The sequence below is a fragment of the Streptomyces cathayae genome, assembly GCF_029760955.1.
GTDB lineage: Bacteria > Actinomycetota > Actinomycetes > Streptomycetales > Streptomycetaceae > Streptomyces > Streptomyces cathayae.
The window spans coordinates 3541021-3561908 of sequence record NZ_CP121682.1 but is presented as its reverse complement, the minus strand read 5'-3'; the positions used below and the strand labels follow the sequence as shown (position 1 = coordinate 3561908).

The following is a 20888-nucleotide window of genomic DNA, read 5'->3' as shown; positions in this document are numbered from 1 at the left end:
GGGGGAGGGCGGGGGGTCATCGGGCGGAGGTTCCGTCCGGTCGCAGCTGCATCAGCGGGCGTCCCGTCACCAGCAGCCAGGCCGGGAGCGAGGCGATGCACAGGAGGGCGAGGATGCCCGGCGAGGCGACCAGGAAGGCGGCGACGAACAGGCTCACCCAGCCCTGGCGGGTGATGGCCAGCAGGACCCCCAGCACCCCCGCCGACACACCGACCGCCGGATGCACCCCGGGCACCAGGGCGTGGGCGCACAGCCCGAGCGCGGTGCCGACGAACACGGCCGGGAAGATCCGCCCGCCCCGGAACCCGCAGGACGCGGCGACGAGCAGGGCGGCCAGCTTCACCACCGTCATCGTGGCGAACTGGCCCGCCGACCAGCCTCCGGGGTCGGCCGCCAGCACGGTGATCTCGTCGAGCCCCTTGAACAGCGTCAGATGCCCGCCCAGGGCCGCCAGCGCGCCCAGCACCACCCCGCCGGCCGGAAGCATCAGCAAGGGGTGCCGCAGCCGCCGGAACGCCCCGTGGACGTACGGGAAGGCGTAGACGGCGCACAGGCCGAGCAGCGCGCCCGCCGAGGCGACGGCGAGCGACGACAGCAGGTCCGCCCAGCCGGGCCGGCCGAACGGCGGCAGGTCCAGGTCGAAGCTCGGCCGCGACACCAGGGAGACGGTGAGCGCACCGGCCCCCGCGGCGACCAGCGGCGCGAAGAGACTGTCCCAGAGCTGTCCCCTGACCTGCCGGCCCGTCAGCGCCTCGGAGATGACGAGCGCCGCGGCCACCGGCGTACCGAAGAGCGCGCCGATCGTCGCCGCCTCCGCCAACGCCACCCAGCCGTGCTCCTGGGTCCGGGGGAACGCCCTGGTGCCCAGCAGGACCGCCAGGGAGACGTTCACGGCGATGATCGGGTTCTCGGGCCCGAGGCTCGGCCCGCCGGCCAGCATCACGGCGGTGGCCAGCAGCAGCCCCGGCAGCACCACGGGCGGCAGCACGGGGGCCTCGAGGCCGGTGGTCGCCGGATCGGGGCCGGCGTGGCCCGGCACCTTCCACACCACCAGACCGACCGCGATCCCGGTGGCGACGAGCATCACGAACATCCACAGCACGGAGTACCCGCCGACCCCGAGCGCGTCCGGCAGGTTCTGCCACAGCACGTCCTGGAGTTCCTCGGCCGCCCGGCTCACGCCCACCAGCAGCAGGCTCGCCGCCACCCCCACGACCAGCGCGGGGACGACGGTCGGCAGCAGGTCGCGTGCCCGGGTCGCCGGGGCGGTGGAGGGTTCCTGCTGCACGCTGTCCTGGGCCACGCGCACACGATAGACGGATCAAGCCGCCACATGCGGGCAAAGCGAACGAAACGGATGAGGCGGTTGTGGTGTCAAGTCCGGGAAACCGACTTGCACCTCACGTGGCGTGAGGTCCCAGGGTGGAGTGCGTACCGAGAAGGGAGCGGAAGTGAGCTACTCCGTGGGACAGGTCGCCGGTTTCGCCGGGATCACGGTGCGCACCCTGCACCACTACGACGACATCGGCCTGCTCGCCCCGAGCGAGCGCAACCGCGCGGGGCACCGGCGCTACAGCGACGCCGACCTCGACCGGCTGCAGCAGATCCTGTTCTACCGGGAGCTCGGCTTCCCGCTCGAGGAGGTCGCCGCCCTGCTCGACGATCAGGCCACCGGAAAGGCAGACCCGCGCGCGCACCTGCGCCGGCAGCACGACCTGCTGACCGCCCGGATCGAAAGGCTGCGGAAGATGGCGGCGGCCGTGGAGCACGCCATGGAGGCACACCACATGGGCATCGATCTCACGCCCGAGGAGAAGTTCGAGGTGTTCGGGGACTTCGACCCGGACCAGTACGAGGACGAGGTGCGGGAGCGCTGGGGCGGCACCGACGCCTACCGGCAGTCCCGGCAGCGGACCGCGTCCTACACCAAGGACGACTGGAAACGCGTCACCGAGGAGTTCGACGCCCTCCATCTGCGCATGGCCGACCTGATGGCGGCCGGGGTGCCGGCCGACGCCGAGGAGGCGATGGACACGGCGGAGGAGCACCGGCGGTTCATCACCCGCGCGTACTACGACTGCGGGCACGAGATGCACACCGGCCTGGGCGAGATGTACGTCGCCGACCCGCGCTTCACCCGGACGTACGAGGACATCCGGCCCGGTCTGGCGGTCTACCTGCGCGACGCGATCGTCGCGAACGCGGCCCGGCACGGAGGCTGAGCCCGTACCGCGCGGGTGCGCCGCCCGTCCTGTCGGGGGACGGGCGGCGCACCCGCGCGGTCGTCATTCGCGCACGAGCACCACCGCCGTGCCGTACGCGCACACCTCGGTGCCCACGTCCGCCGCCTCCGTGACGTCGAAACGGAACGCCAGTACGCCGTTGGCGCCCCGCGCGCGTGCCTGCTCGATCAGGCGCTCCATGGCCTGGTTCCGGGTCTCCACCAGCGTCTTGGTCAGCCCCTTGAGCTCGCCGCCGATCATCGACTTCAGACCGGCGCCGATCTGGCTGCCGAGGTGCCGGGACCGCACGGTCAGCCCGAAGACCTCGCCGATGACCTCCTGCACCCGGTGCCCCGGGACGTCGTTCGTCGTGACCACCAGGACGTCGGGCCCGGGGCCCTGCCCACCGCCGTACTCTTCGATGCCCATGGCCCCAGCTTCGCCGGGGAGGAGGCACGGTGCAATCCTGGGTACGCCCCGTGGAACCCGGGCCGGGACGGCTGCGTTGATAGGTTTTGGCAGCCAGCCTCGCCCGTCCCCCTCAAGCAGCAGGAGCCACAATCCCGTGACCACCCTTGCGCTCGGCCCCGAGTGGCTGAGCCCGGACTATCTGATCGAGACCTTCAGCCTGACCGGCATCCTGCTGATCGTCTTCGCCGAGTCCGGATTCTTCGCGTTCCTGCCCGGTGACTCCCTGCTGTTCACGGCGGGCCTCTTCGTGGCGGAGGGCAGCTACATCAGCCAGCCGCTGTGGCTGGTGTGCACGCTGATCGTGATCGCCGCCGTCCTGGGTGACCAGGTCGGCTACATGATCGGCAAGTTCTTCGGACCCAAGCTCTTCAGCCGTCCCAACTCCAAGCTCTTCAAACAGGAGAACCTGGAGAAGGCCCACGAGTTCATGGAGAAGTACGGCCCCAAGGCGATCGTCCTGGCCCGCTTCGTGCCGATCGTGCGCACCTTCGCCCCCATCACGGCCGGCGCCGGCCGTATGAAGTACCGCACGTTCCTCACGTACAACGTCATCGGCGGCGTCGCCTGGGGCTCGGGCATCACGGTCGCCGGCTACTGGCTGGGCCAGATCTCCTTCATCAAGAACAACGTCGAGTCGATCCTCATCCTGATCGTCTTCCTCTCGGTGGTCCCGATCATCGTCGAGTACCTGCGGGAACGCGGCAAGAAGAAGCGCGCCGCCGCCGAGGACCCGGCCGCCCCGCAGCACGACCAGCACAACCGGTACGACCAGCAGACCCCGTACGCCCAGCCGCCGGTCATGGACGACGCCACGACCCAGCTGCGCCGCATCACCCCGGACGGTCAGCCGCCGCAGCGGGCCCAGCAGCCCCAGCAGCCCTACGGCAACCAGGGCTACCCGCAGCAGCAGAGCCCCCAGCCCCAGAGCCCGCAGCCCCAGCCGCCGTACGGCAACGGCCAGGGCGGCTACGACCCGTACTTCGACCCGCGGCACCCCCAGGGCCAGGGTCAGGGGCACCCCCAGGGCCACGGGCCGGACCAGAACCGGCAGCAGCCCTACAACCAGGGCTACTGAGCCGCACCGCCGAACAGCACCGCCGAACGCACCGCCGGATGCCCGGGTCCCGAGGACCCGGGCATCCGGCGTCAGAAGCCGCGGGTCCGCTTCGCCGCCCTGCGCTTCTCGGCGGAGCCGATCCGCAGGAACAGCCGGGAGATCTCCGAACCGAGGTTCACCCCGATCGCGATGGCCAGCGCGAGCGCCACCGCCTTCGAGAGGGACACCAGCCCCGCGTCCACCTCGTTCTGGGCGATCGCCAGCAGACCGAAGTACGTGGCGGAACCGGGCAGCAGGGGGCCGATGGCCGCCGTGGTGTAGGGCAGCGCCGAAACGAACCGGTACCGGGCCAGCAACTGCCCGAACAGCCCCACGAGCCCCGCCGCCACGGCCGTGGAGGCCACCGGTGAGATGTCGCCCGCGTAGTACATCGCGCCGTACACCACCCAGGCGACCCCGCCGTTGAGGGTGACCATCAGCACCGTGGACCGCTCCTGCTGGAGCAGCACCGCGAAGGCCAGCGACAGCCCGAGCGACGCGGCGATCTGCCACACCGGCCGCTCGGTGAGGACGAGTGCCGCGTCCGGGCTCAGCTGGGCGCCCAGCTGAACCCCGAAGTAGAGCACCACCAGCACGCCGGTCACGATGCCCACGAAGAAGTACAGGACCTCCAGGAGCCGCGCGGAGGCGGTGATGTAGAAGCCGGTCAGACCGTCCTGCACCCCCGCGACGAGGGCCCGTCCGGGCAGCAGGGCGAACAGCCCGCCGGTGATCACCGCCGAGGCCTTCACGTCCGCGTGGGCCAGCGTCAGCGCGACGCCCATCGCGGCCGGCGGCATCGCGGCCACCGTGAACTGGTAGAACTCCGGCAGCCCGCGCCCGGCGAGCAGCCAGGCCAGCCGGTCGCCGAGCATCGCACCGCCCGCGGCGGCGATGAACACCAGGAACCCGCCGCCCACCAGCATCGAGGCCGAGCCCGCCAGCAGTCCGCTCGCCGCGTTCAGCACCCAGACGGGGTAGGGGTGCCGGTTGCGGCGTATCTCCGCGAGGCGCCGGTAGGCCTCCTCCAGGGAGATGTGCGTCTCGTCGTCGCTGAGGTCGTCCACCAGCTGGTACACGGCCGCGAGGCGGGTGTAGTCGGTGCCGCGGCGGCGCACCGTGCGCGACGCGGTCACCGGGTCGTCCACCAGGGACGGCTGATGGGAGATCGACAGCAGGGTGAAGGTGACGGTCGGTTCGCAGCGGTCCAGGCCGTAGGAGCGGCAGACGGCGAACATCGCCGCCTCCACGTCCTCCGCGCCCTCGCCGCCCGCCAGCAGCAACTCACCGATACGCAGCGTCAGGTCGAGTACGCGCGGCACGGCCGGCCCCGCCTCGTCGTGCCGCTGCACCTGCTCCGGCGCCGGCCGCTCGGTCACCGGCATGCGCAGCATCGTGCGCATCCGGTCCTGCCAGGGCACGTCCCGGTGCAGGGCGATGGACGGCATCCCGCCGGGCGGGGTGAACGCCGCCGGCGCCTGCTGGGCGCTGTACGTGCTCGGCGGGTTGAACGCCGACCCCTCCACCTCGGCCGGCTGCGGGGCGGTTTCCAGCCCTTCCGGAACGGTGAACTCGGAGGTGGTGTCGGGCTCCGTGCCGACCGGGGGGAGCTCCAGTCCCTCCGGAACGGTGAACTCGGAGGTCGTCTCGGACTCCGTGCCGGCCGGGGAGACCTCCAGTCCCTCCGGGACGGCGAACTCCGACGTCGTCGCCGACTCCGAGTCGGCCGGGGCCGCCGCCCCCGCGGGAGCGTTGAAGGCACTCCTCGCCTCGTCCGACTGCGGCTTGCGCTCCTGCGTGTCCCTCACCTGCGTTGCGCTCCCTGTACGACGCCGTCCGTGGGCTCTGCCTTCCCCGTCGGGGCCCGGTGCACGGACCCCCAGGGGCCAGTATGCGCACGGAGACGCGCGACGGGGCGCACGCGTCCGCGTGCGCCCCGTCGCGCGTCTCGTGGGGAACGGGCTCAGTGGCCGCCCTGCTCCTTGAAGCGCTTGTAGGACCGCTCGATCTCGATCTCGGCGTCGGTCCGGCCGACCCAGTTGGCGCCCTCCACCGACTTGCCCGGCTCCAGGTCCTTGTAGACCTCGAAGAAGTGCTGGATCTCCAGACGGTCGAACTCCGACACGTGGTGGATGTCACGCAGGTGCTCCACGCGCGGGTCCGTCGAGGGGACGCAGAGCAGCTTGTCGTCGCCGCCGGCCTCGTCCGTCATCCGGAACATGCCGATCGCGCGGCAGCGGATCAGGCAGCCGGGGAACGTCGGTTCGTCGAGGATGACCAGCGCGTCCAGCGGATCGCCGTCCTCGCCGAGGGTGTTCTCGACGAAGCCGTAGTCGGTCGGGTAGGCGGTCGAGGTGAAGAGTCGACGGTCCAAGCGGATCCGACCCGTCTCGTGGTCCACCTCGTACTTGTTCCGCGAACCCTTCGGGATCTCGATCGTGACGTCGAACTCCACCGGACGCTCCTCCATGATCAGCACATAGTTCTGGTGATTAAGTGTCCCTCACGCAGGTGTGTGATCGCGAAAGGGGCTGGTGGTCGTGCCAGAGCTGAGGCCTTGGCGGGCCGCGAGACCGCATGTCGTGCGGGTCGCGGACGCCGTACGACCGCGTCTCGCACGGGTCGCGGCGACCGTACGGCCGCGTCTGGCGCGTGTCGTCACGGCCGCCGGGCCACGGATCGCGCGGCCGGTGGCCTGGCCGGGCACCTGGCCGAAGACCTGGCGGTTCACCGTGGTCGCGGCCGCCACCGGGATGGCACTGGCCGCCGGTGCGGTGACCGCCGCGGGTCCCTGGGACTCCACCGGTCAGCGTACGGCCGAGCGGGACCGGGCCGTGGCCCTGGGGGCCGTGCGTGGCACAGATCACGGTGGCACCCGCGGCAACGCCGGCACGCCGCCGCGCGGCCCCCGGGCGGCGCCCAGCGCCCCCTCCGTGCTCGCCGGTCTCGGCGGCGCCGCCACCGCGCGGTCGGCGCCCGGCGGCAAGGCCCTCGCCGGCATCCTCACCCCGCTGCTGAAGGCCCCGGAGCTGGGCCGTCACTCCGCCGTCGTGGTCGACGTCTCCACCGGCGGAGAGCTGTACGCCCAGGGCTCCGGCGACGCGCTCACCCCCGCCTCCACCACGAAGATCGTCACCGCCGCCGCGGTCCTCACCGCGCTGGGCCCCGACCACCGCCTGACCACCCGCACCACCTTCGAACCCGACACGAAGGAGGTCATCCTCGTCGGCGGCGGCGACCCCACCCTCACCGCCCGGGAGAAGAACGACACGGGCTCGGCGAGCCTGCGCGACCTCGCCGGGCGGACCGCCGCCGCCCTGGCCGAACGCGGCGTACGCGAGGTGACCCTGTCCTACGACACCACCCTCTACCCGGGCGGCGACAGGCACCCGATCGGAATCAACCCCAACATCGCCACCGTCACCCCCCTGATGGCCGACGAGGCCCGGGTCGACGACTCCGTCAGCGGCCCCGCGAACCGCGTCGCCGACCCCGCGGCCGACGCGGCGCGGAAGTTCGGCGAGTTCCTGAAGGCGCACGGCGTCAAGGCCACACCGCCCGGCCCGTCGAAGTCCACGACCCGGGCCGGCACCCTCGCCACGGTGTCCTCTCCTCCGCTCGCCACCCTGGTCGAACGGATGCTCACCAACAGCGACAACGACCTCGCCGAGGCCCTCGCCCGCCATACCGCGATCGCGACCGGCGAACGCGCCGACTTCGCGGGCGCCGCGGCCGCCCTCCGCACCCGGCTCGCCGAGCTCCGGGTCCCCCTGGAGGGGACCGTGCTCAAGGACGGCAGCGGGCTCGACCGCAACAACCGGCTCACCGCCCGCCTCCTCACCGCGCTGCTGGTGAAGTCCGCCGACCCCGCCCGCCCCGAGCTGCGGTCCGTCCTCACCGGCCTGCCCGTCGCGGGCTTCACCGGCACCCTCACCGGCCGCTACGCCGACGGGGCGGCCGGCCTCGTCCGCGCCAAGACGGGCACCCTCACCGGCGTCAACACCCTGGCGGGCACCGTCGTCGACGAGGAGGGCCGACTGCTCGCCTTCGCCTTCCTGGCGACCGGCACCAGCGACCCCACGGCGGCCCAGACGGCCCTGGACAGGGCGGCCACGGCCCTGGCGGCGTGCGGCTGCCGGTGACCCGCGGGGCGGCCGGGACGGCCGCCTCTTCGCCCTGCCCCGCACCGCCGTACTCACGTACCGTTGCACCATGACGAGTTTCGGTGGTGCTGCCTCTTCCGGGATGGTCGACTGGGATCTCGCGGTCGCGACCGCGACCCGGCTCATGCGGCCGGGCCCCGATGTGAGCCGTGACGACGCCAGGGCCGTCGTCACGGAACTGCGCCGGCACGCGAAGGCGTCCGAGGAGCACGTCCGGGGCTTCACCCGGCTGGGCACCGAGGAGATCCACGACACCCCGGTCCTCGTCGTCGACCGCCCGGGCTGGGTGCGGGCCAACGTCGCCGGTTTCCGCGAACTCCTCAAACCGCTGCTCGACAAGATGCAGGAACGGCGCGGCGGTTCCCCCGGCGGGGCGCTCCTCGGCACCGTCGGCGGCAAGGTCACCGGCGTCGAACTGGGCATGCTGCTGTCCTTCCTGGCCTCACGCGTCCTCGGCCAGTACGAGACCTTCGCCCCCGCCACCCGCGACCTGCCGGCCGGCGGCCCCGCCGACGCCCCGAACGGCGGCGGCCGGCTGCTGCTCGTCGCCCCCAACATCGTCCACGTCGAACGCGAACTCGACGTGCACCCGCACGACTTCCGGCTGTGGGTGTGCCTGCACGAGGAGACGCACCGCACCCAGTTCTCCGCCGTGCCCTGGCTGCGGGACCACCTGGAGGGCGAGATCCAGTCGTTCCTGGCGGAGACCGACGTCGACCCGATGACCGTTCTGGAGCGCGTCCGCCAGGCCGTCCAGTCCTTCGCCGGAGGCCGCCCCGAGGGGGAGGAGGGCGAGGCGGCCGACGAGGGACGCTCCCTGGTCGAACTCGTGCAGACCCCCGCCCAGCGGGAGATCCTCGGCCGCCTCACGGCGGTGATGTCCCTGCTGGAGGGGCACGCCGACTTCGTGATGGACGGCGTCGGACCCGAGGTCGTGCCGAGCGTCGCCGAGATCCGCGAGAAGTTCCAGCAGCGCCGTGCGAAGGGCGCCTCCCGCCTGGACCTGGCGCTGCGCAAACTGCTCGGCCTGGACGCCAAGCTCCGTCAGTACCGCGACGGCGAACGCTTCGTCCGCGCGGTCGTCGACGAGGCCGGCATGGACGGCTTCAACCGGGTGTGGACCTCGCCCAACACGCTCCCCACCAAGGCGGAGATCGCCAAACCGGCGGAATGGATCACGCGCGTGCACCGCAAACCCGAATCGTGAACCCGGCGGTCGTGGACCCGGCGCGCGCCCGGCGCGAGGCAGGCGCGCGTCCCTCCTCGTGCAGTCGGCGCGCGTCCGCCAGGGAGCCGATCCGGCCGACGGCAGGCGGATGACCCGGTAATCACCCGTCCGAGGGACCGTGAGCGAAGAGTAGGCGTGCAATGCTCGGGTAACGGCCCGACTCTGTCACCATCTACACACTCTGAGTGACCGACTCGAGCCCACGCCCTCTGACAACTTCATGAAGGGAACCGGACATGGGTCCCCATCCTGCGGTCGCGGCGATACGCCTGGCGGTCCGCCGCGTCCTCCACGACATCCTCGACGAACACAGCCGAACCCCCGACGAAACCGGCCGCACCCCCGGCCGGTCCCCGCACGACCCCGCGTACGCCCCCCCGTACAACCGAGAGCCGTCCCCCCTCGTGCTCGTGGCCTGCTCCGGCGGCGCCGACTCCATGGCCCTCGCCTCCGCCCTCGCCTTCGAGGCCCCGCGGCTGGGCCTGCGGGCCGGCGGCGTCACCGTCGACCACGGCCTCCAGGCCGGCTCCGATCTGCGCGCCGCCGAAGTGATCCTGCGCCTGCGCGAACTGGGCCTCGCACCCGCCGAGTCCGTCGCCGTCACCGTCGGCCGCGAAGGCGGACCCGAGGCGGCCGCCCGCGACGCCCGCTACGCCGCCCTCGACGCCGCGGCCGAACGGCACGGGGCCGCCGCCGTCCTGCTCGGACACACCCGCGACGACCAGGCGGAAACCGTCCTGCTGGGCCTCGCCCGCGGCTCCGGCATCCGTTCCCTGTCAGGAATGGCCGCGGTCTCGGGGGCCGCCGGCCGTTACCGCAGGCCGTTCCTCCGGCTCGACCGGCAGACGGCCCGCACGGCCTGCCTGGCCCAGTCTCTCCCCGTCTGGGACGACCCGCACAACACCGACCCCGCCTACACCCGTTCCCGACTGCGTCACGAGGGCCTGCCCGCCCTGGAGAAGGCGCTCGGCAAGGGCGTCGTCGAGGCGCTCGCCCGGACGGCCCAGCTCTCCCGCGACGACGCCGACGCACTCGACGCCTGGGCCGGCCGGGCCGAGGCCGGCGTCCGCGACGCGGACGGCCGCCTGGAATGCGCCGGGCTCCACGCCCTCCCGCCCGCCGTGCGCCGCCGTGTGCTGCGCCGGGCCGCCATCGACGCGGGAGCCCCGGCCGGTTCGCTGTTCGCCCGGCACATCGAGGAGGTCGACCGGCTGATCACCGGTTGGCGCGGTCAGGGGGCCATCAATCTGCCCGGCCGGGTCGTCGCCCGCCGCCAGGGTGGCAGACTGGTGATTCGGCAAGGCTGAAAAACGTACCCCCGGCAACGCCGCGGACGGTACGGGACAGCCGCTGGGACGACCGAAAGTGATGCGGGTGGACGCGAAAGACATGGGTGCCGACCTCGAGAAGGTGCTCATCAGCAAGGAAGAGATCGACGCCAAGCTGGCTGAGCTGGCCGCGAAGATCGACGCGGAGTACGCGGGCAAGGAACTGCTGATCGTCGGAGTTCTCAAGGGCGCCGTGATGGTCATGGCCGACCTCGCCCGAGCGCTGTCCACCCCCGTCACCATGGACTGGATGGCCGTATCCTCGTACGGGGCGGGCACCCAGTCCTCCGGTGTGGTGCGGATCCTCAAGGACCTCGACACCGACATCAAGGGCAAGCACGTCCTGGTCGTCGAGGACATCATCGACTCCGGCCTGACCCTGTCGTGGCTGATCTCGAACCTCGGCTCGCGCGAGCCCGCCTCCCTCAAGGTGTGCACGCTGCTGCGCAAGCCCGAGGCCGCCAAGGTCAACATCGACGTGGAATGGGTCGGTTTCGACATTCCCAACGAGTTCGTCGTCGGATACGGCCTCGACTACGCCGAGAAGTACCGCAACCTCCCGTTCGTCGGTACGCTCGCGCCTCACGTCTACGGCGGCTGAGTCACCCGGCCCGGAACGCCGTATGCAGATCGGGAACCCCGGCGGGTTCCGCTCCGTTGGAGCATGCGTGGACGCGATTGTCGGCAGTCTCACGCCGCTTCGGCGGGTGATGCTGGGGTACCGTCCGAAGAACAGTCTTTATCAAACTCACTATGGCAGGAGGGACGGGGCGGCACCGCTCCGTATGGATGGACGTGAAGCGATACTTCCGTGGGCCGGTCATGTGGATCGTGCTGGCCGTCCTCGCCGTGGTCGTGTTGATGCAGGTCGTCGGCTCGTCCGGCGGCTACAAGACGGTGGACACCGGCCAGGTGGTCCAGGCGATCAACCAGAACAAAGTCGAGTCGGCCAAGCTGACCACCGGCGACGAGCAGATCATCAAGGTCGAGCTCAAGTCCGGTGAGAAGATCGAGGACAGCTCGAAGATCCAGGCGAGCTACATCGGTGACCAGGGCGTCACCATCGCCAACACGCTGCAGGACAAGTACCAGAACAAGCAGATCCCGGACGGCTACACGGTTTCGCCGTCCAAGCAGAACCCGTTCGTCAGCATTCTGCTGTCGCTGCTGCCCTTCGTCCTCATCGTCGTGGTCTTCCTGTTCCTGATGAACCAGATGCAGGGCGGCGGCTCCCGCGTCATGCAGTTCGGCAAGTCCAAGGCGAAGCTCATCACCAAGGACACCCCGAAGACGACGTTCGCCGACGTCGCGGGCTCGGACGAGGCGGTCGAGGAACTCCACGAGATCAAGGAGTTCCTGCAGGAGCCGGCGAAGTTCCAGGCCGTCGGGGCGAAGATCCCCAAGGGCGTGCTGCTGTACGGCCCGCCCGGAACCGGCAAGACCCTGCTCGCGCGTGCCGTCGCGGGCGAGGCCGGGGTCCCCTTCTACTCGATCTCCGGTTCCGACTTCGTCGAGATGTTCGTCGGTGTCGGTGCCTCCCGGGTCCGTGACCTGTTCGAGCAGGCCAAGGCCAACGCCCCGGCGATCGTCTTCGTCGACGAGATCGACGCGGTCGGCCGCCACCGCGGCGCCGGCCTCGGCGGTGGTCACGACGAGCGCGAGCAGACCCTGAACCAGCTCCTCGTCGAGATGGACGGCTTCGACGTCAAGGGCGGTGTGATCCTCATCGCCGCGACGAACCGGCCCGACATCCTCGACCCGGCCCTTCTGCGGCCCGGCCGTTTCGACCGCCAGATCGCGGTCGACCGCCCGGACATGCAGGGCCGGCTGGAGATCCTCAAGGTCCACCAGAAGGGCAAGCCGGTCGCCCCGGACGTCGACCTGGCGGCCGTCGCCCGGCGCACCCCCGGCATGACCGGTGCCGACCTGGCCAACGTGCTGAACGAGGCCGCGCTGCTGACCGCGCGCAGCGATCAGAAGCTGGTCGACAACCACATGCTGGACGAGGCGATCGACCGTGTGGTCGCGGGCCCGCAGAAGCGGAGCCGGATCATGTCGGACAAGGAGAAGAAGATCACCGCGTACCACGAGGGCGGACACGCCCTGGTCGCGGCGGCCTCCCCGAACGCCGACCCCGTCCACAAGATCACGATCCTGTCGAGGGGCCGTGCCCTCGGCTACACGATGGTGCTGCCGGACGAGGACAAGTACTCGACCACGCGCAACGAGATGCTGGACCAGCTGGCCTACATGCTGGGCGGCCGGGCGGCCGAGGAGCTCGTCTTCCACGACCCGACGACCGGTGCGGCCAACGACATCGAGAAGGCCACCGGTCTGGCCCGCGCGATGGTCACGCAGTACGGCATGACCGAGCGTCTCGGCGCGATCAAGTTCGGCGGAGACAACTCCGAGCCGTTCCTCGGACGTGAGATGGCTCACCAGCGCGACTACTCGGAAGAGATCGCCGCGCTGGTCGACGAAGAGGTCAAGAAGCTCATCGAGACCGCGCACAACGAGGCGTGGGAGATGCTGGTCGAGAACCGGGACGTGCTCGACAACCTGGTCCTCGCGCTCCTGGAGCGGGAGACGCTGGGCAAGGAGGAGATCGCCGAGATCTTCGCGCCGATCGTCAAGCGCCCGCCCCGGCCCGCCTGGACCGGTTCCTCCCGCCGTACGCCGTCCACCCGTCCGCCGGTGCTCTCCCCCAAGGAGCTGGCACTGACGAACGGGGCGAACGGCGTGACGCCGGCCATCTCCACCGTGAAGAGCACCGCCGCGGAACCCGCGCCGGCGCCCGAGCGGACCCCGGAGGACCGCCCCGAGAGCTGACCGGCTCTCCCGGCGGCCCCCGGGCCCGGAATGAACGCCGCGCCCCCCAGGTTCTAGCCTGGGGGGCGCGGCTTTTGTGTATCCGCAGTCGAGACGCGTACCCCTGACGCGCGCAGGCACAGGAACGAGGCACCACATGACCGACCCCGTGACGCTGGACGGCGATTTCACCTTCGGCGAGTTCGACGAGAAGCGAGCCGAGAACGCCGTACGCGAGCTGCTGATCGCGGTCGGTGAGGACCCCGACCGGGAGGGGCTGCAGGAGACCCCGGCTCGGGTGGCACGGGCGTACAAGGAGATATTCGCCGGCCTGTGGCAGAAGCCCGAGGACGTGCTGACGACCACGTTCGACCTCGGGCACGACGAGATGGTGCTCGTGAAGGACATCGAGGTGTACTCGACGTGTGAGCACCATCTGGTGCCGTTCCGCGGTGTGGCCCACGTCGGCTACATCCCGGCCACCAGCGGCAAGATCACGGGGTTGTCGAAGCTGGCCCGGCTCGTGGACGTCTACGCCCGGCGGCCGCAGGTGCAGGAACGGCTCACCACTCAGATCGCGGACTCCCTGATGAAGATCCTGGAGCCGCGCGGAGTGATCGTGGTCGTGGAGTGCGAGCACATGTGCATGTCGATGCGGGGCATCCGCAAGCCCGGCGCGAAGACCCTCACCTCGGCCGTGCGCGGCCAGCTGCGGGACGCGGCGACGCGCAACGAGGCGATGAGCCTGATCATGGCGCGCTGACCGGGGCGGGGCGCCCGCGCGGGAACGGCCCCGGCCCCCTGGGGGGCCGGGGCCGTTCTCCGGAACGCGTCTCAGGCCGCCGGGGCCGTGCCCCTGCCGTTGTGGTCGTCGTCGTCCTCCGGGAGCTTGCAGACCCGCTCCAGGAAGATGGCGGCCGCTATGACGGCGATCCCCGCCAGGACCGAGGCGCCGGCGTAGATGGCCTGGTCGCGGCGGGCCGGAATGTCGAGGGCTCCCAGGAGGAAGACGCCGGTGCCGCCGTACATCCCGGCGACCAGGGCGGCGACCAGGGCGCTGGCCTGGCCGAAGACGACCGCGCGGGCCGCCATCATGGGGTCGACGCCCTTGGCTTCGGGACGGCGCTCGCGCTGGGCCTTGAGGCGGGCGCGGAGAGAGAGCGCCGTGGCCGTGAGGACCACGGCGATCAGGGCGAGGACGATGGGCGCGGCCACCGGGACGCTCGGCAGCGTGCCGAGGGAGTTCCAGAGGCGGGCGACGGCCCAGGACAGGATCCCGGCCACGACGAAGACGCCGGCCAGCACCCTGATGCGCAGCTCTCTCACGGTGTCCCTTCGGTTCCCGGTGCCCCGGAATGCGGTCGTGTCGACCTTAACGGCTATTCGGGCAGCCGGAGTTCCAGGTCGGCCCGGGACAGGACGCCTTCTCGGCCGACCGCGCCCAGCAGGGCGGCGACCGGGCCGCGTCCGGGGAGAACGGCCTCGGGGTCGACGTCGTGCCAGGGGGCCAGGACGAAGGCGCGCTCGTGGGCGCGGGGATGGGGAAGGGTCAGCCGCGGGTCGTCGGACAGGAGGTCCGCGTAGGCGACGATGTCCACGTCCAGGGTGCGCGGGCCCCAGCGCTCGTCGCGGACCCGGTGGAAGGCCTCCTCGACCGCGTGCGCCCGCTCCAGCAGGGAGGACGGGGGGAGGGTGGTCTGCAGGACCACCACCGCGTTGAAGTACGAGGGCTGGCTGCCGGGCTCGACGCCCCACGGCTCCGTCTCGTACACGGGGGACACCGCTCTGACACGGATGCCCGGGGTGTCCTCCAGGGCGTCGACGGCCCCTTGGAGGGTCTCCAGCCGGTTGCCGAGGTTGGCGCCGAGGGCGACCACGGCCCGCTTCGGGTTCTGCAGGGTGCTGTCGGCGGCGTCGACCCGCTCCGTCACGGAGGCGGGGACCGGCTGAACGGTCGGGTCGGTGTGGCCCTGGGCGGAAGGCCTGGTCATACGCGGCTCCGGGTGATGGTGACGGTCACGTCGTCGAAGGGTACGGTGATCGGCGCGTCCGGCTTGTGGACGCGGACCTCGACCTCCTGGACCACGGCGTGCTCGAGGCAGACCCGGGCGATGCGCTCGGCGAGCGTCTCGATGAGGTTCACCGGTTCGCCCTCGACGACCGCCACGACCTCCTCCGCCACGATTCCGTAGTGCACGGTCCGCGTCAGGTCGTCGTCGGTCGCGGCCGGCCGGGTGTCCAGGCCGAGGACGAGGTCGACGACGAAGGTCTGGCCCTCCTCGCGTTCCTTGGGGAACACCCCGTGGTGTCCACGGGCCTTCAGGCCGTGCAGCGCGACACGATCCACACGAATCCACTCCTGTCAGTCGTTCAACTGGTCGGTCAGCCGTCCGGCCGGTCGGTGCCGTCCGGGTGGCACCCCTGCCTCGGTTGCCGCGGTCGAATCTACCCGCGGGCACCGACAGCACCGGCCCCGAGGGGGCGTCGGTCCGGACCGGCACGGGAGGATTCACCCCGCGTTTCCCCCCGGGCGGGTCTCAGGTGGGGGTGTCGGTGTCGTCGGGGGAGGCGGGGGGCTCGTCCTCGCCGTTCTCGGCGAGGACGGGGGAGGCGTGGTGGGACCAGAGCTTCCAGCCCGCCGGGGTGCGCCGGTAGATGTTGGTGGCGACGACCAGCTGGCCGACCAGGGGGCCGAGCTCCTCGCCCGCCTTCGGCGCGGGACCGCCGCTGAGGATGTTCTCGGTGCAGGTCACCAGGGCGGTGTCGCCGGTGACGGAGACGTGCACGTCGGTGAGGAAGAACTGGATGTAGTCGGTGTTCGCCATGATCAGGGCGTACGACCGGAGCACCTCGCCGCGGCCGGTGAGCACCGGCCAGCCGGGGTGCACGCAGGAGACCACCCCGGCGTCCGCCGGGTCGTGGTAGGTCTCGTCGACGCCCAGGTCGGCCGGGGTGAGCCAGAGCGACGCCACCTCCTCGAAGTCACCCTGCTCGAGTGCCTCGTAGAAGGCGGCGTTGGTGGCCTCGACCTGCTCGACGTCGGTGTGAGGCGCGCTCACCGGGCTCCTTCCGCACCGTGCGGGGCGGGTTCGGAGCGCGTGCCGTCCGGGGTGCGCGCCTGTTCGACGGCGCGTACGACCCGTACGGCGTCCGCGGTGGCGCGCACCTCGTGCACGCGGACCGCCCAGGCGCCGCCCTGTGCGGCGAGGGCGGAGACGGCGGCGGTGGCCGCGTCCCGTTCCCGGGCGGGCGGGGGCGTGCCGCCGGGTCCGGCCAGGACCCGGCCGAGGAACCGCTTGCGGGACGCGGCCACGAGCAGCGGGTGGCCGAGTGCCCGCAGGCGGTCGAGCCGGGCGAGGAGGGCGAGGTCGTGGTCGGTGTTCTTGGAGAAGCCGAGTCCGGGGTCGACGATCACGCGGTCGGCCGCGACGCCGCTCTCCAGCACCGCCGCCACACGCGCGTGGAGCTCGTCGACGACCTCGGTGACGATGTCGTCGTACGCGCCCTTGACGTTGCCGCCCTCCAGCAGGCCGCGCCAGTGCATGACGACGAAGGGGGCGCCGGAGGCGGCGACGACGCGGAGCATGTCGGGGTCGGCGAGACCGCCGCTCACGTCGTTGACGAGCGCGGCGCCGGCCACGAGGGACTGCTCGGCGACCGAGGCGCGCATGGTGTCGACGGAGATCGTGACGCCCTCGGAGGCGAGACCGCGGATCACGGGGATGACGCGCTTGAGCTCCTCGGCCTCGTCGACGCGGGTGGCGCCGGGGCGGGTGGACTCGCCGCCGACGTCTATCAGGTCGGCGCCCTGGGCGACCAGGTCGAGGCCGCGCTTGACGGCGGTCGTCGTGTCGAACCAGCGGCCACCGTCGGAGAAGGAGTCGGGGGTCACGTTCACCACGCCCATGACCGCGCAGCGGTCCCAGTGGGGAAGGCCCGCGACGTGGAGCTGTCCGCTGCTGCTGCTCATATGTTCAGCGTATGCCCCGGGCGTGGCCCGGGAGACCCGGACCCTGGGGACCCGGACGGTCCGGAAGATCTGGACGGTCCAAAAGACCCGGAAAGCCCGGAAGGGAGCGGGGTCCGTGCCCCCGTCCGGTATTTCCCCGGCGGATCTCGTCGGTCTTCCCGGAAAGCGGTAACCCGCCCCTCGCCGCAAAATGATCTTGCATATTCGCGTGCCGGGTCTATTCACGGTTCGGCGAAGTTCCCTGACGTCCTGTGAAAGCCCCGGTGTGGCTTTGTTTTCACGGGGCGGGGCCCCATCATTCGCCTACGCGCGGTAAGTTTCTGGCCATGCCACGTGGACGTCACCGTCATTCCCCGCCCCTGCACAGGATGCTGCCCCCGTCGGCGATCGCAGGCGTCTCCCTCGTCTGCGCCCTGGGGCCCTGGGTGTTCACACAACCGACGACGCTTCGCCTGCTGGCCGCCGTCGCGGCGGCCACGGCGATCACCGGTGCGGTCGTCATGCGGCACTGGGACACCCTGGCCGGCAAGCAGGTCGCCGACCTCACGCGCGCGCGGGCCGGTGACGAGTGGCGGTTCGAGGAGCGGGTCGCCGAACTGGAGGCCGAGCTCGAGGAGTCGCGCGAACTGCGGGTCAAGCTGGAGCAGCGGATGCGCGCCAAGCGCACGGAGCTGACCGGACTGCGCACCGAGCACGCGGCACTGCTCCGGCGGTACGCCGCCGCGGAGACCGGGCGGGCGAGCGTGCTGGAGGAGCGCCGGGTGCTCGAGATAGAGGCGGCGGTCCCGGCCCGCGCGCTGCCGGCCGGGCCTTCGGCGCGGTCCGGTGACGAGACCGCCGGGACGGCGTCCGTGCCGGCGGCCAGGAGCGAGGACGGAACCGGGGGCGGGGCCCCGGTGGAGGAAACGACCGGGGCGGAAGCGGTCGGGGCGGAGCCGACGGTTCCCTCGGTCTTCTCACCCGAGGGTTCCGAGCTGTTCCTGCGGGCCGAGGCGGCGCTGGACCGGCTCGGCGACGGTGCGCAGGACAAGCACCACGGCACTCCCGAGAACGACGCCGCGAAGAACCACGCCTCCGAGGACGACTCCCCCGAGGACGACGGCCCCGAGCCCGCGAAGAAGCGGAAGCCGCAGCAGCCGCAGGAGGACGGGACGGAGGGGCAGCCGGGAGCGGTCGGCGAGCACGGGCGCGCGGCCTCCTCCGACCCGGGCACCGGCACCGCTACCGGCACCGACATCACCACCGGCACCGCGCCCGAGGAGCCGTCCCGGCCCGAGCAGTCGGCCCCGCCGGCCCCGTCCGGCCGCTCGGTGCGGCCCCCCGGGCACTTCACCGTGCCGACCGCGGTCGCGGTCGTACCGCCGACGGAGCCCGTCCGGCGTCCGGTGACCGACGGAGGGTTCGACTTCTTCGGTACGCAGAAGGAGGAGGAGCCCGGCCGGGAGGGCGTCCAGGGCGAGGACCTCGCCGATGTCGTCGGACAGGAGGCCCTGGCTCTGCACGAGACCGAGGCCGATGCCGAGACCGATACCGAGTCCGAGCCGTCCGGCGAGGACGCGCGGACCGTCGGCCGGGTCATCGACCTGACCGCGCACGACGAGCCGGAAGAGACCGGCCCGGACGCCACCGCCGACCCGCACGGTACGGCCGGCACAGTCGGCACAGCCGACGCGGCCGGCACCAAGGGACTGCGCAGCGCGGTCTCCTGAGGCACCGCACGCGTTTCTGGGGTTCTGGGGTCAGGCCATCCAGCGGTCCGGGCGGGCGTCCCTGCGGCCGGTCCGGGAACGTTCCGCCTGGGCCCGCAGCAGCTCCGCCGCCTCGTCGGCGTCCCGCAGCCGGGCCGTCACGGACTTGTCGGCCCCGGTGTCCACATGGACGTCCGCGACGCCCCGGGCGCGCTCCCAGGGCCCCTGGGTCAGCCGTACGCTCTGCACCTTGGCGTGCGGGACCAGGGCGACGGTCCGGCTCAGCAGACCGTGCCGCGCGGCGAACACGGTGTCGGTGACGGCGAGCCCGTAGCCGCGCCACCACACCGGCATACACCACCGGGCGCGCCGCGGCGGCCGGGACAGTTCCGCGTGCGACGGCACGCGGACGCCGGGGAGCACGCGCGCGACGACGGACTCGGCGATCTCGCGCGGAGCGACCGGCAGCAGCAGGGAGTTGGACGAGCCGGCCACGTCGAGTTCGACCCGCACCCAGCCCCGGCGCCGCCACAGCAGCGGCTCCACGATCCGCACGGTCTGCACCCGCCCCGGCGGCACCGTCTCGTGCGCCCGGTCCAGCAGCCCGTGGTCGATCCGCAGTCCGTCGGGCGACTCGCCCAGGGTCCAGTCGTACTCGGTGACGAACCGGCCGACGCTGCTCGCGCCCGCCGCGCCGAACAGCGGTACGGCGGCGGCGAGGAGCGTCCACAGGTTGTGGGTGGCCATCCACAGCGGCGGCACCACGAGGAGGGCGGCGATCAGCCAGACCCAGGTCCCGCCGGTCAGCACGAGGGAGAGGGCGAGGACACCGGGCGGCACGCGCAGCAGCTGCCGGGACGGCGCCTCGCCGACCTCGTGCGCCGTCTCGGGGGCGAAACCCGCCGCCCGCGCGAGCAGTTCGGCGCGCAGCGCGCGGGCGTGGTCGGCACCCAGGAAGGCCAGCTCGTCCTTCTTGTCGGTGCCGATGACGTCGAGTCTGAGTTTCGACACGCCCGCGACCCGGGCGAGCAGCGGCTGGGTGACGTCGATGGCCTGGATCCGCTCCAGCCGGATGTGGACGGTGCGGCGGAACAACAGCCCGGTGCGGATGCGCAGTTCGCTGTCGGTCACCGCGAAATGGGTGAACCACCAGGTCAGGAAGCCGTAGAGGGCGGCGGCCGGGATGAGGACGCCGAGACCGATCAGCAGGGTCGTCGTGGTCAGCCGGGTCAGCTGACGCTGCGCCTGGTCCGGATCGTGCAGCGCCCACCCGATGACGACCGCTATGGGCGCCCACGCCCGCCTGAGCGGCGTGACGGGGTGCAGCCGGCGCTCGGTCACCGGGCGCCGCTCGCGTACGTCCTCGTGGACCTCCGGGGCCGTCACAGCCCCGCCGATCGGGCCTCGCCCAGCTCCGTGAGCCGGTCGCGCAGCCGTTCGGCCTCGGCCGGGTCGAGGCCGGGGATGGTGGCGTCGGTCGCCGCGGCCGCCGTGTGCAGCTGCACGCTGGCCAGCCCGAAGTGCCGTTCGACGGGACCGGAGGTGACCTCGACCAGCTGCATCCGCCCGTACGGCACGATCGTCTCCTGGCGCCACAGGACGCCCCGGCTGATCAGCAGGTCGTCGGCGCGCTCGGCGTACCGCCAGGAGCGCCAGTTGCGCTCCAGCATCACCCAGCCCCAGGCCAGCACGGCCAGCGGCAGCACGGCGAAGCCGGCCCAGACGGGCCCGGCCAGCAGGCCCGGGACCAGCCCGGCGGCCAGGGCGAGCAGCCCCAGCCACACCACGAGCATCAGCCGGCGCAGCTTCAACAGCCCTGGCGGCAGCGCGATCCACTGCGGTCCGTCGCCGGGGCCCACCGGCTCCACCGCTGTCCCCGTGTCGTGCGGGTTGCCCGTCTCCATGGCCCCAGCG

20 protein-coding genes are annotated in these 20888 nt (G+C 72.0%); 9 read left to right on the top strand and 11 right to left on the bottom strand.

From position 1 onward, the window contains the following. Window positions 1-16: 16 nt before the first annotated feature. The gene (locus PYS65_RS16115) at window positions 17-1303 is read right to left on the bottom strand and encodes an ion channel protein (protein ID WP_279334649.1); all 1287 of its coding nucleotides are present in this window, start codon (window positions 1301-1303) and stop codon (window positions 17-19) included. A 148-nt stretch (window positions 1304-1451) separates the two neighbouring features. Here PYS65_RS16115 and PYS65_RS16110 point away from each other — a divergent pair, with 148 nt between their 5' ends. Continuing rightward, on the top strand, window positions 1452-2222 hold the full coding sequence (locus tag PYS65_RS16110; RefSeq protein ID WP_279334648.1) for a MerR family transcriptional regulator: 771 nt from the start codon (window positions 1452-1454) through the stop codon (window positions 2220-2222). A gap of 63 nt (window positions 2223-2285) precedes the next feature. Here PYS65_RS16110 and PYS65_RS16105 read toward each other — a convergent pair whose 3' ends face one another. Continuing rightward, window positions 2286-2651: a YbjQ family protein gene (locus tag PYS65_RS16105; RefSeq protein WP_279334647.1), complete on the bottom strand. Its 366-nt coding sequence runs from the start codon at window positions 2649-2651 to the stop codon at window positions 2286-2288. Between the two features lie 136 nt (window positions 2652-2787). On the opposite strand from PYS65_RS16105, the gene PYS65_RS16100 reads away from it, so the two are divergent. Next, window positions 2788-3768, top strand: coding sequence for a DedA family protein (locus PYS65_RS16100; RefSeq protein ID WP_279334646.1), 981 nt, complete (start codon window positions 2788-2790; stop codon window positions 3766-3768). 71 nt (window positions 3769-3839) lie between these two features. Here PYS65_RS16100 and PYS65_RS16095 read toward each other — a convergent pair whose 3' ends face one another. Then, entirely contained in the window at window positions 3840-5597 is a 1758-nt protein-coding gene (locus PYS65_RS16095) for a threonine/serine exporter family protein (protein ID WP_279334645.1), read from the bottom strand. 155 nt (window positions 5598-5752) lie between these two features. After that, entirely contained in the window at window positions 5753-6244 is a 492-nt protein-coding gene (locus PYS65_RS16090; protein WP_064731883.1) for an inorganic diphosphatase, read from the bottom strand. A gap of 79 nt (window positions 6245-6323) precedes the next feature. Between PYS65_RS16090 and dacB the strand changes: the two genes are divergently transcribed. From dacB to folE, 6 genes are all read left to right on the top strand, one after another. Further along, window positions 6324-7931, top strand: coding sequence for a D-alanyl-D-alanine carboxypeptidase/D-alanyl-D-alanine endopeptidase (dacB, locus tag PYS65_RS16085; protein WP_279334644.1), 1608 nt, complete (start codon window positions 6324-6326; stop codon window positions 7929-7931). Between the two features lie 70 nt (window positions 7932-8001). Further along, window positions 8002-9159, top strand: a complete 1158-nt coding sequence (locus tag PYS65_RS16080) for a zinc-dependent metalloprotease (protein ID WP_279334643.1) — start codon at window positions 8002-8004, stop codon at window positions 9157-9159. Window positions 9160-9416: 257 nt separating this feature from the next. Next, window positions 9417-10487, top strand: a complete 1071-nt coding sequence (gene tilS / locus PYS65_RS16075) for a tRNA lysidine(34) synthetase TilS (RefSeq protein WP_279334642.1) — start codon at window positions 9417-9419, stop codon at window positions 10485-10487. A 61-nt stretch (window positions 10488-10548) separates the two neighbouring features. Continuing rightward, window positions 10549-11109 carry a hypoxanthine phosphoribosyltransferase gene (gene hpt / locus PYS65_RS16070; protein ID WP_279334641.1) on the top strand — a complete coding sequence of 187 codons (561 nt, stop codon included), beginning with the start codon at window positions 10549-10551 and terminating at the stop codon, window positions 11107-11109. Window positions 11110-11297: 188 nt separating this feature from the next. Beyond that, complete coding sequence (ftsH, locus tag PYS65_RS16065; RefSeq protein ID WP_279334640.1) at window positions 11298-13337, top strand: ATP-dependent zinc metalloprotease FtsH; 2040 nt, start codon at window positions 11298-11300, stop codon at window positions 13335-13337. Between the two features lie 136 nt (window positions 13338-13473). Further along, on the top strand, window positions 13474-14079 hold the full coding sequence (gene folE, locus PYS65_RS16060; protein ID WP_279334639.1) for a GTP cyclohydrolase I FolE: 606 nt from the start codon (window positions 13474-13476) through the stop codon (window positions 14077-14079). Between the two features lie 71 nt (window positions 14080-14150). Here folE and PYS65_RS16055 read toward each other — a convergent pair whose 3' ends face one another. From PYS65_RS16055 to folP, 5 genes are all read right to left on the bottom strand, one after another. Further along, window positions 14151-14642: a DUF3180 domain-containing protein gene (locus tag PYS65_RS16055; protein WP_279334638.1), complete on the bottom strand. Its 492-nt coding sequence runs from the start codon at window positions 14640-14642 to the stop codon at window positions 14151-14153. Window positions 14643-14695: 53 nt separating this feature from the next. Continuing rightward, a complete protein-coding gene (folK, locus tag PYS65_RS16050) occupies window positions 14696-15307 on the bottom strand; it encodes a 2-amino-4-hydroxy-6-hydroxymethyldihydropteridine diphosphokinase (RefSeq protein WP_279334637.1) in 612 nt (203 codons plus the stop codon). Further along, on the bottom strand, window positions 15304-15663 hold the full coding sequence (gene folB / locus PYS65_RS16045; protein WP_279334636.1) for a dihydroneopterin aldolase: 360 nt from the start codon (window positions 15661-15663) through the stop codon (window positions 15304-15306). Before folB ends, folK begins: the two co-directional genes overlap by 4 nt. 190 nt (window positions 15664-15853) lie before the next feature. Then, a complete protein-coding gene (locus tag PYS65_RS16040) occupies window positions 15854-16375 on the bottom strand; it encodes a nuclear transport factor 2 family protein (protein ID WP_279334635.1) in 522 nt (173 codons plus the stop codon). Next, complete coding sequence (gene folP, locus PYS65_RS16035) at window positions 16372-17286, bottom strand: dihydropteroate synthase (protein ID WP_279334634.1); 915 nt, start codon at window positions 17284-17286, stop codon at window positions 16372-16374. The genes PYS65_RS16040 and folP overlap by 4 nt, the downstream gene beginning before the upstream one ends. A 326-nt stretch (window positions 17287-17612) precedes the next feature. On the opposite strand from folP, the gene PYS65_RS16030 reads away from it, so the two are divergent. Further along, a complete protein-coding gene (locus tag PYS65_RS16030; RefSeq protein WP_279334633.1) occupies window positions 17613-18995 on the top strand; it encodes a hypothetical protein in 1383 nt (460 codons plus the stop codon). Between the two features lie 30 nt (window positions 18996-19025). Here PYS65_RS16030 and PYS65_RS16025 read toward each other — a convergent pair whose 3' ends face one another. Together PYS65_RS16025 and PYS65_RS16020 are read right to left on the bottom strand one after the other, a co-directional pair. Then, a complete protein-coding gene (locus tag PYS65_RS16025; RefSeq protein WP_279334632.1) occupies window positions 19026-20360 on the bottom strand; it encodes a PH domain-containing protein in 1335 nt (444 codons plus the stop codon). Next, entirely contained in the window at window positions 20357-20878 is a 522-nt protein-coding gene (locus tag PYS65_RS16020; RefSeq protein ID WP_279334631.1) for a PH domain-containing protein, read from the bottom strand. The genes PYS65_RS16025 and PYS65_RS16020 overlap by 4 nt, the downstream gene beginning before the upstream one ends. Window positions 20879-20888: the final 10 nt, after the last annotated feature.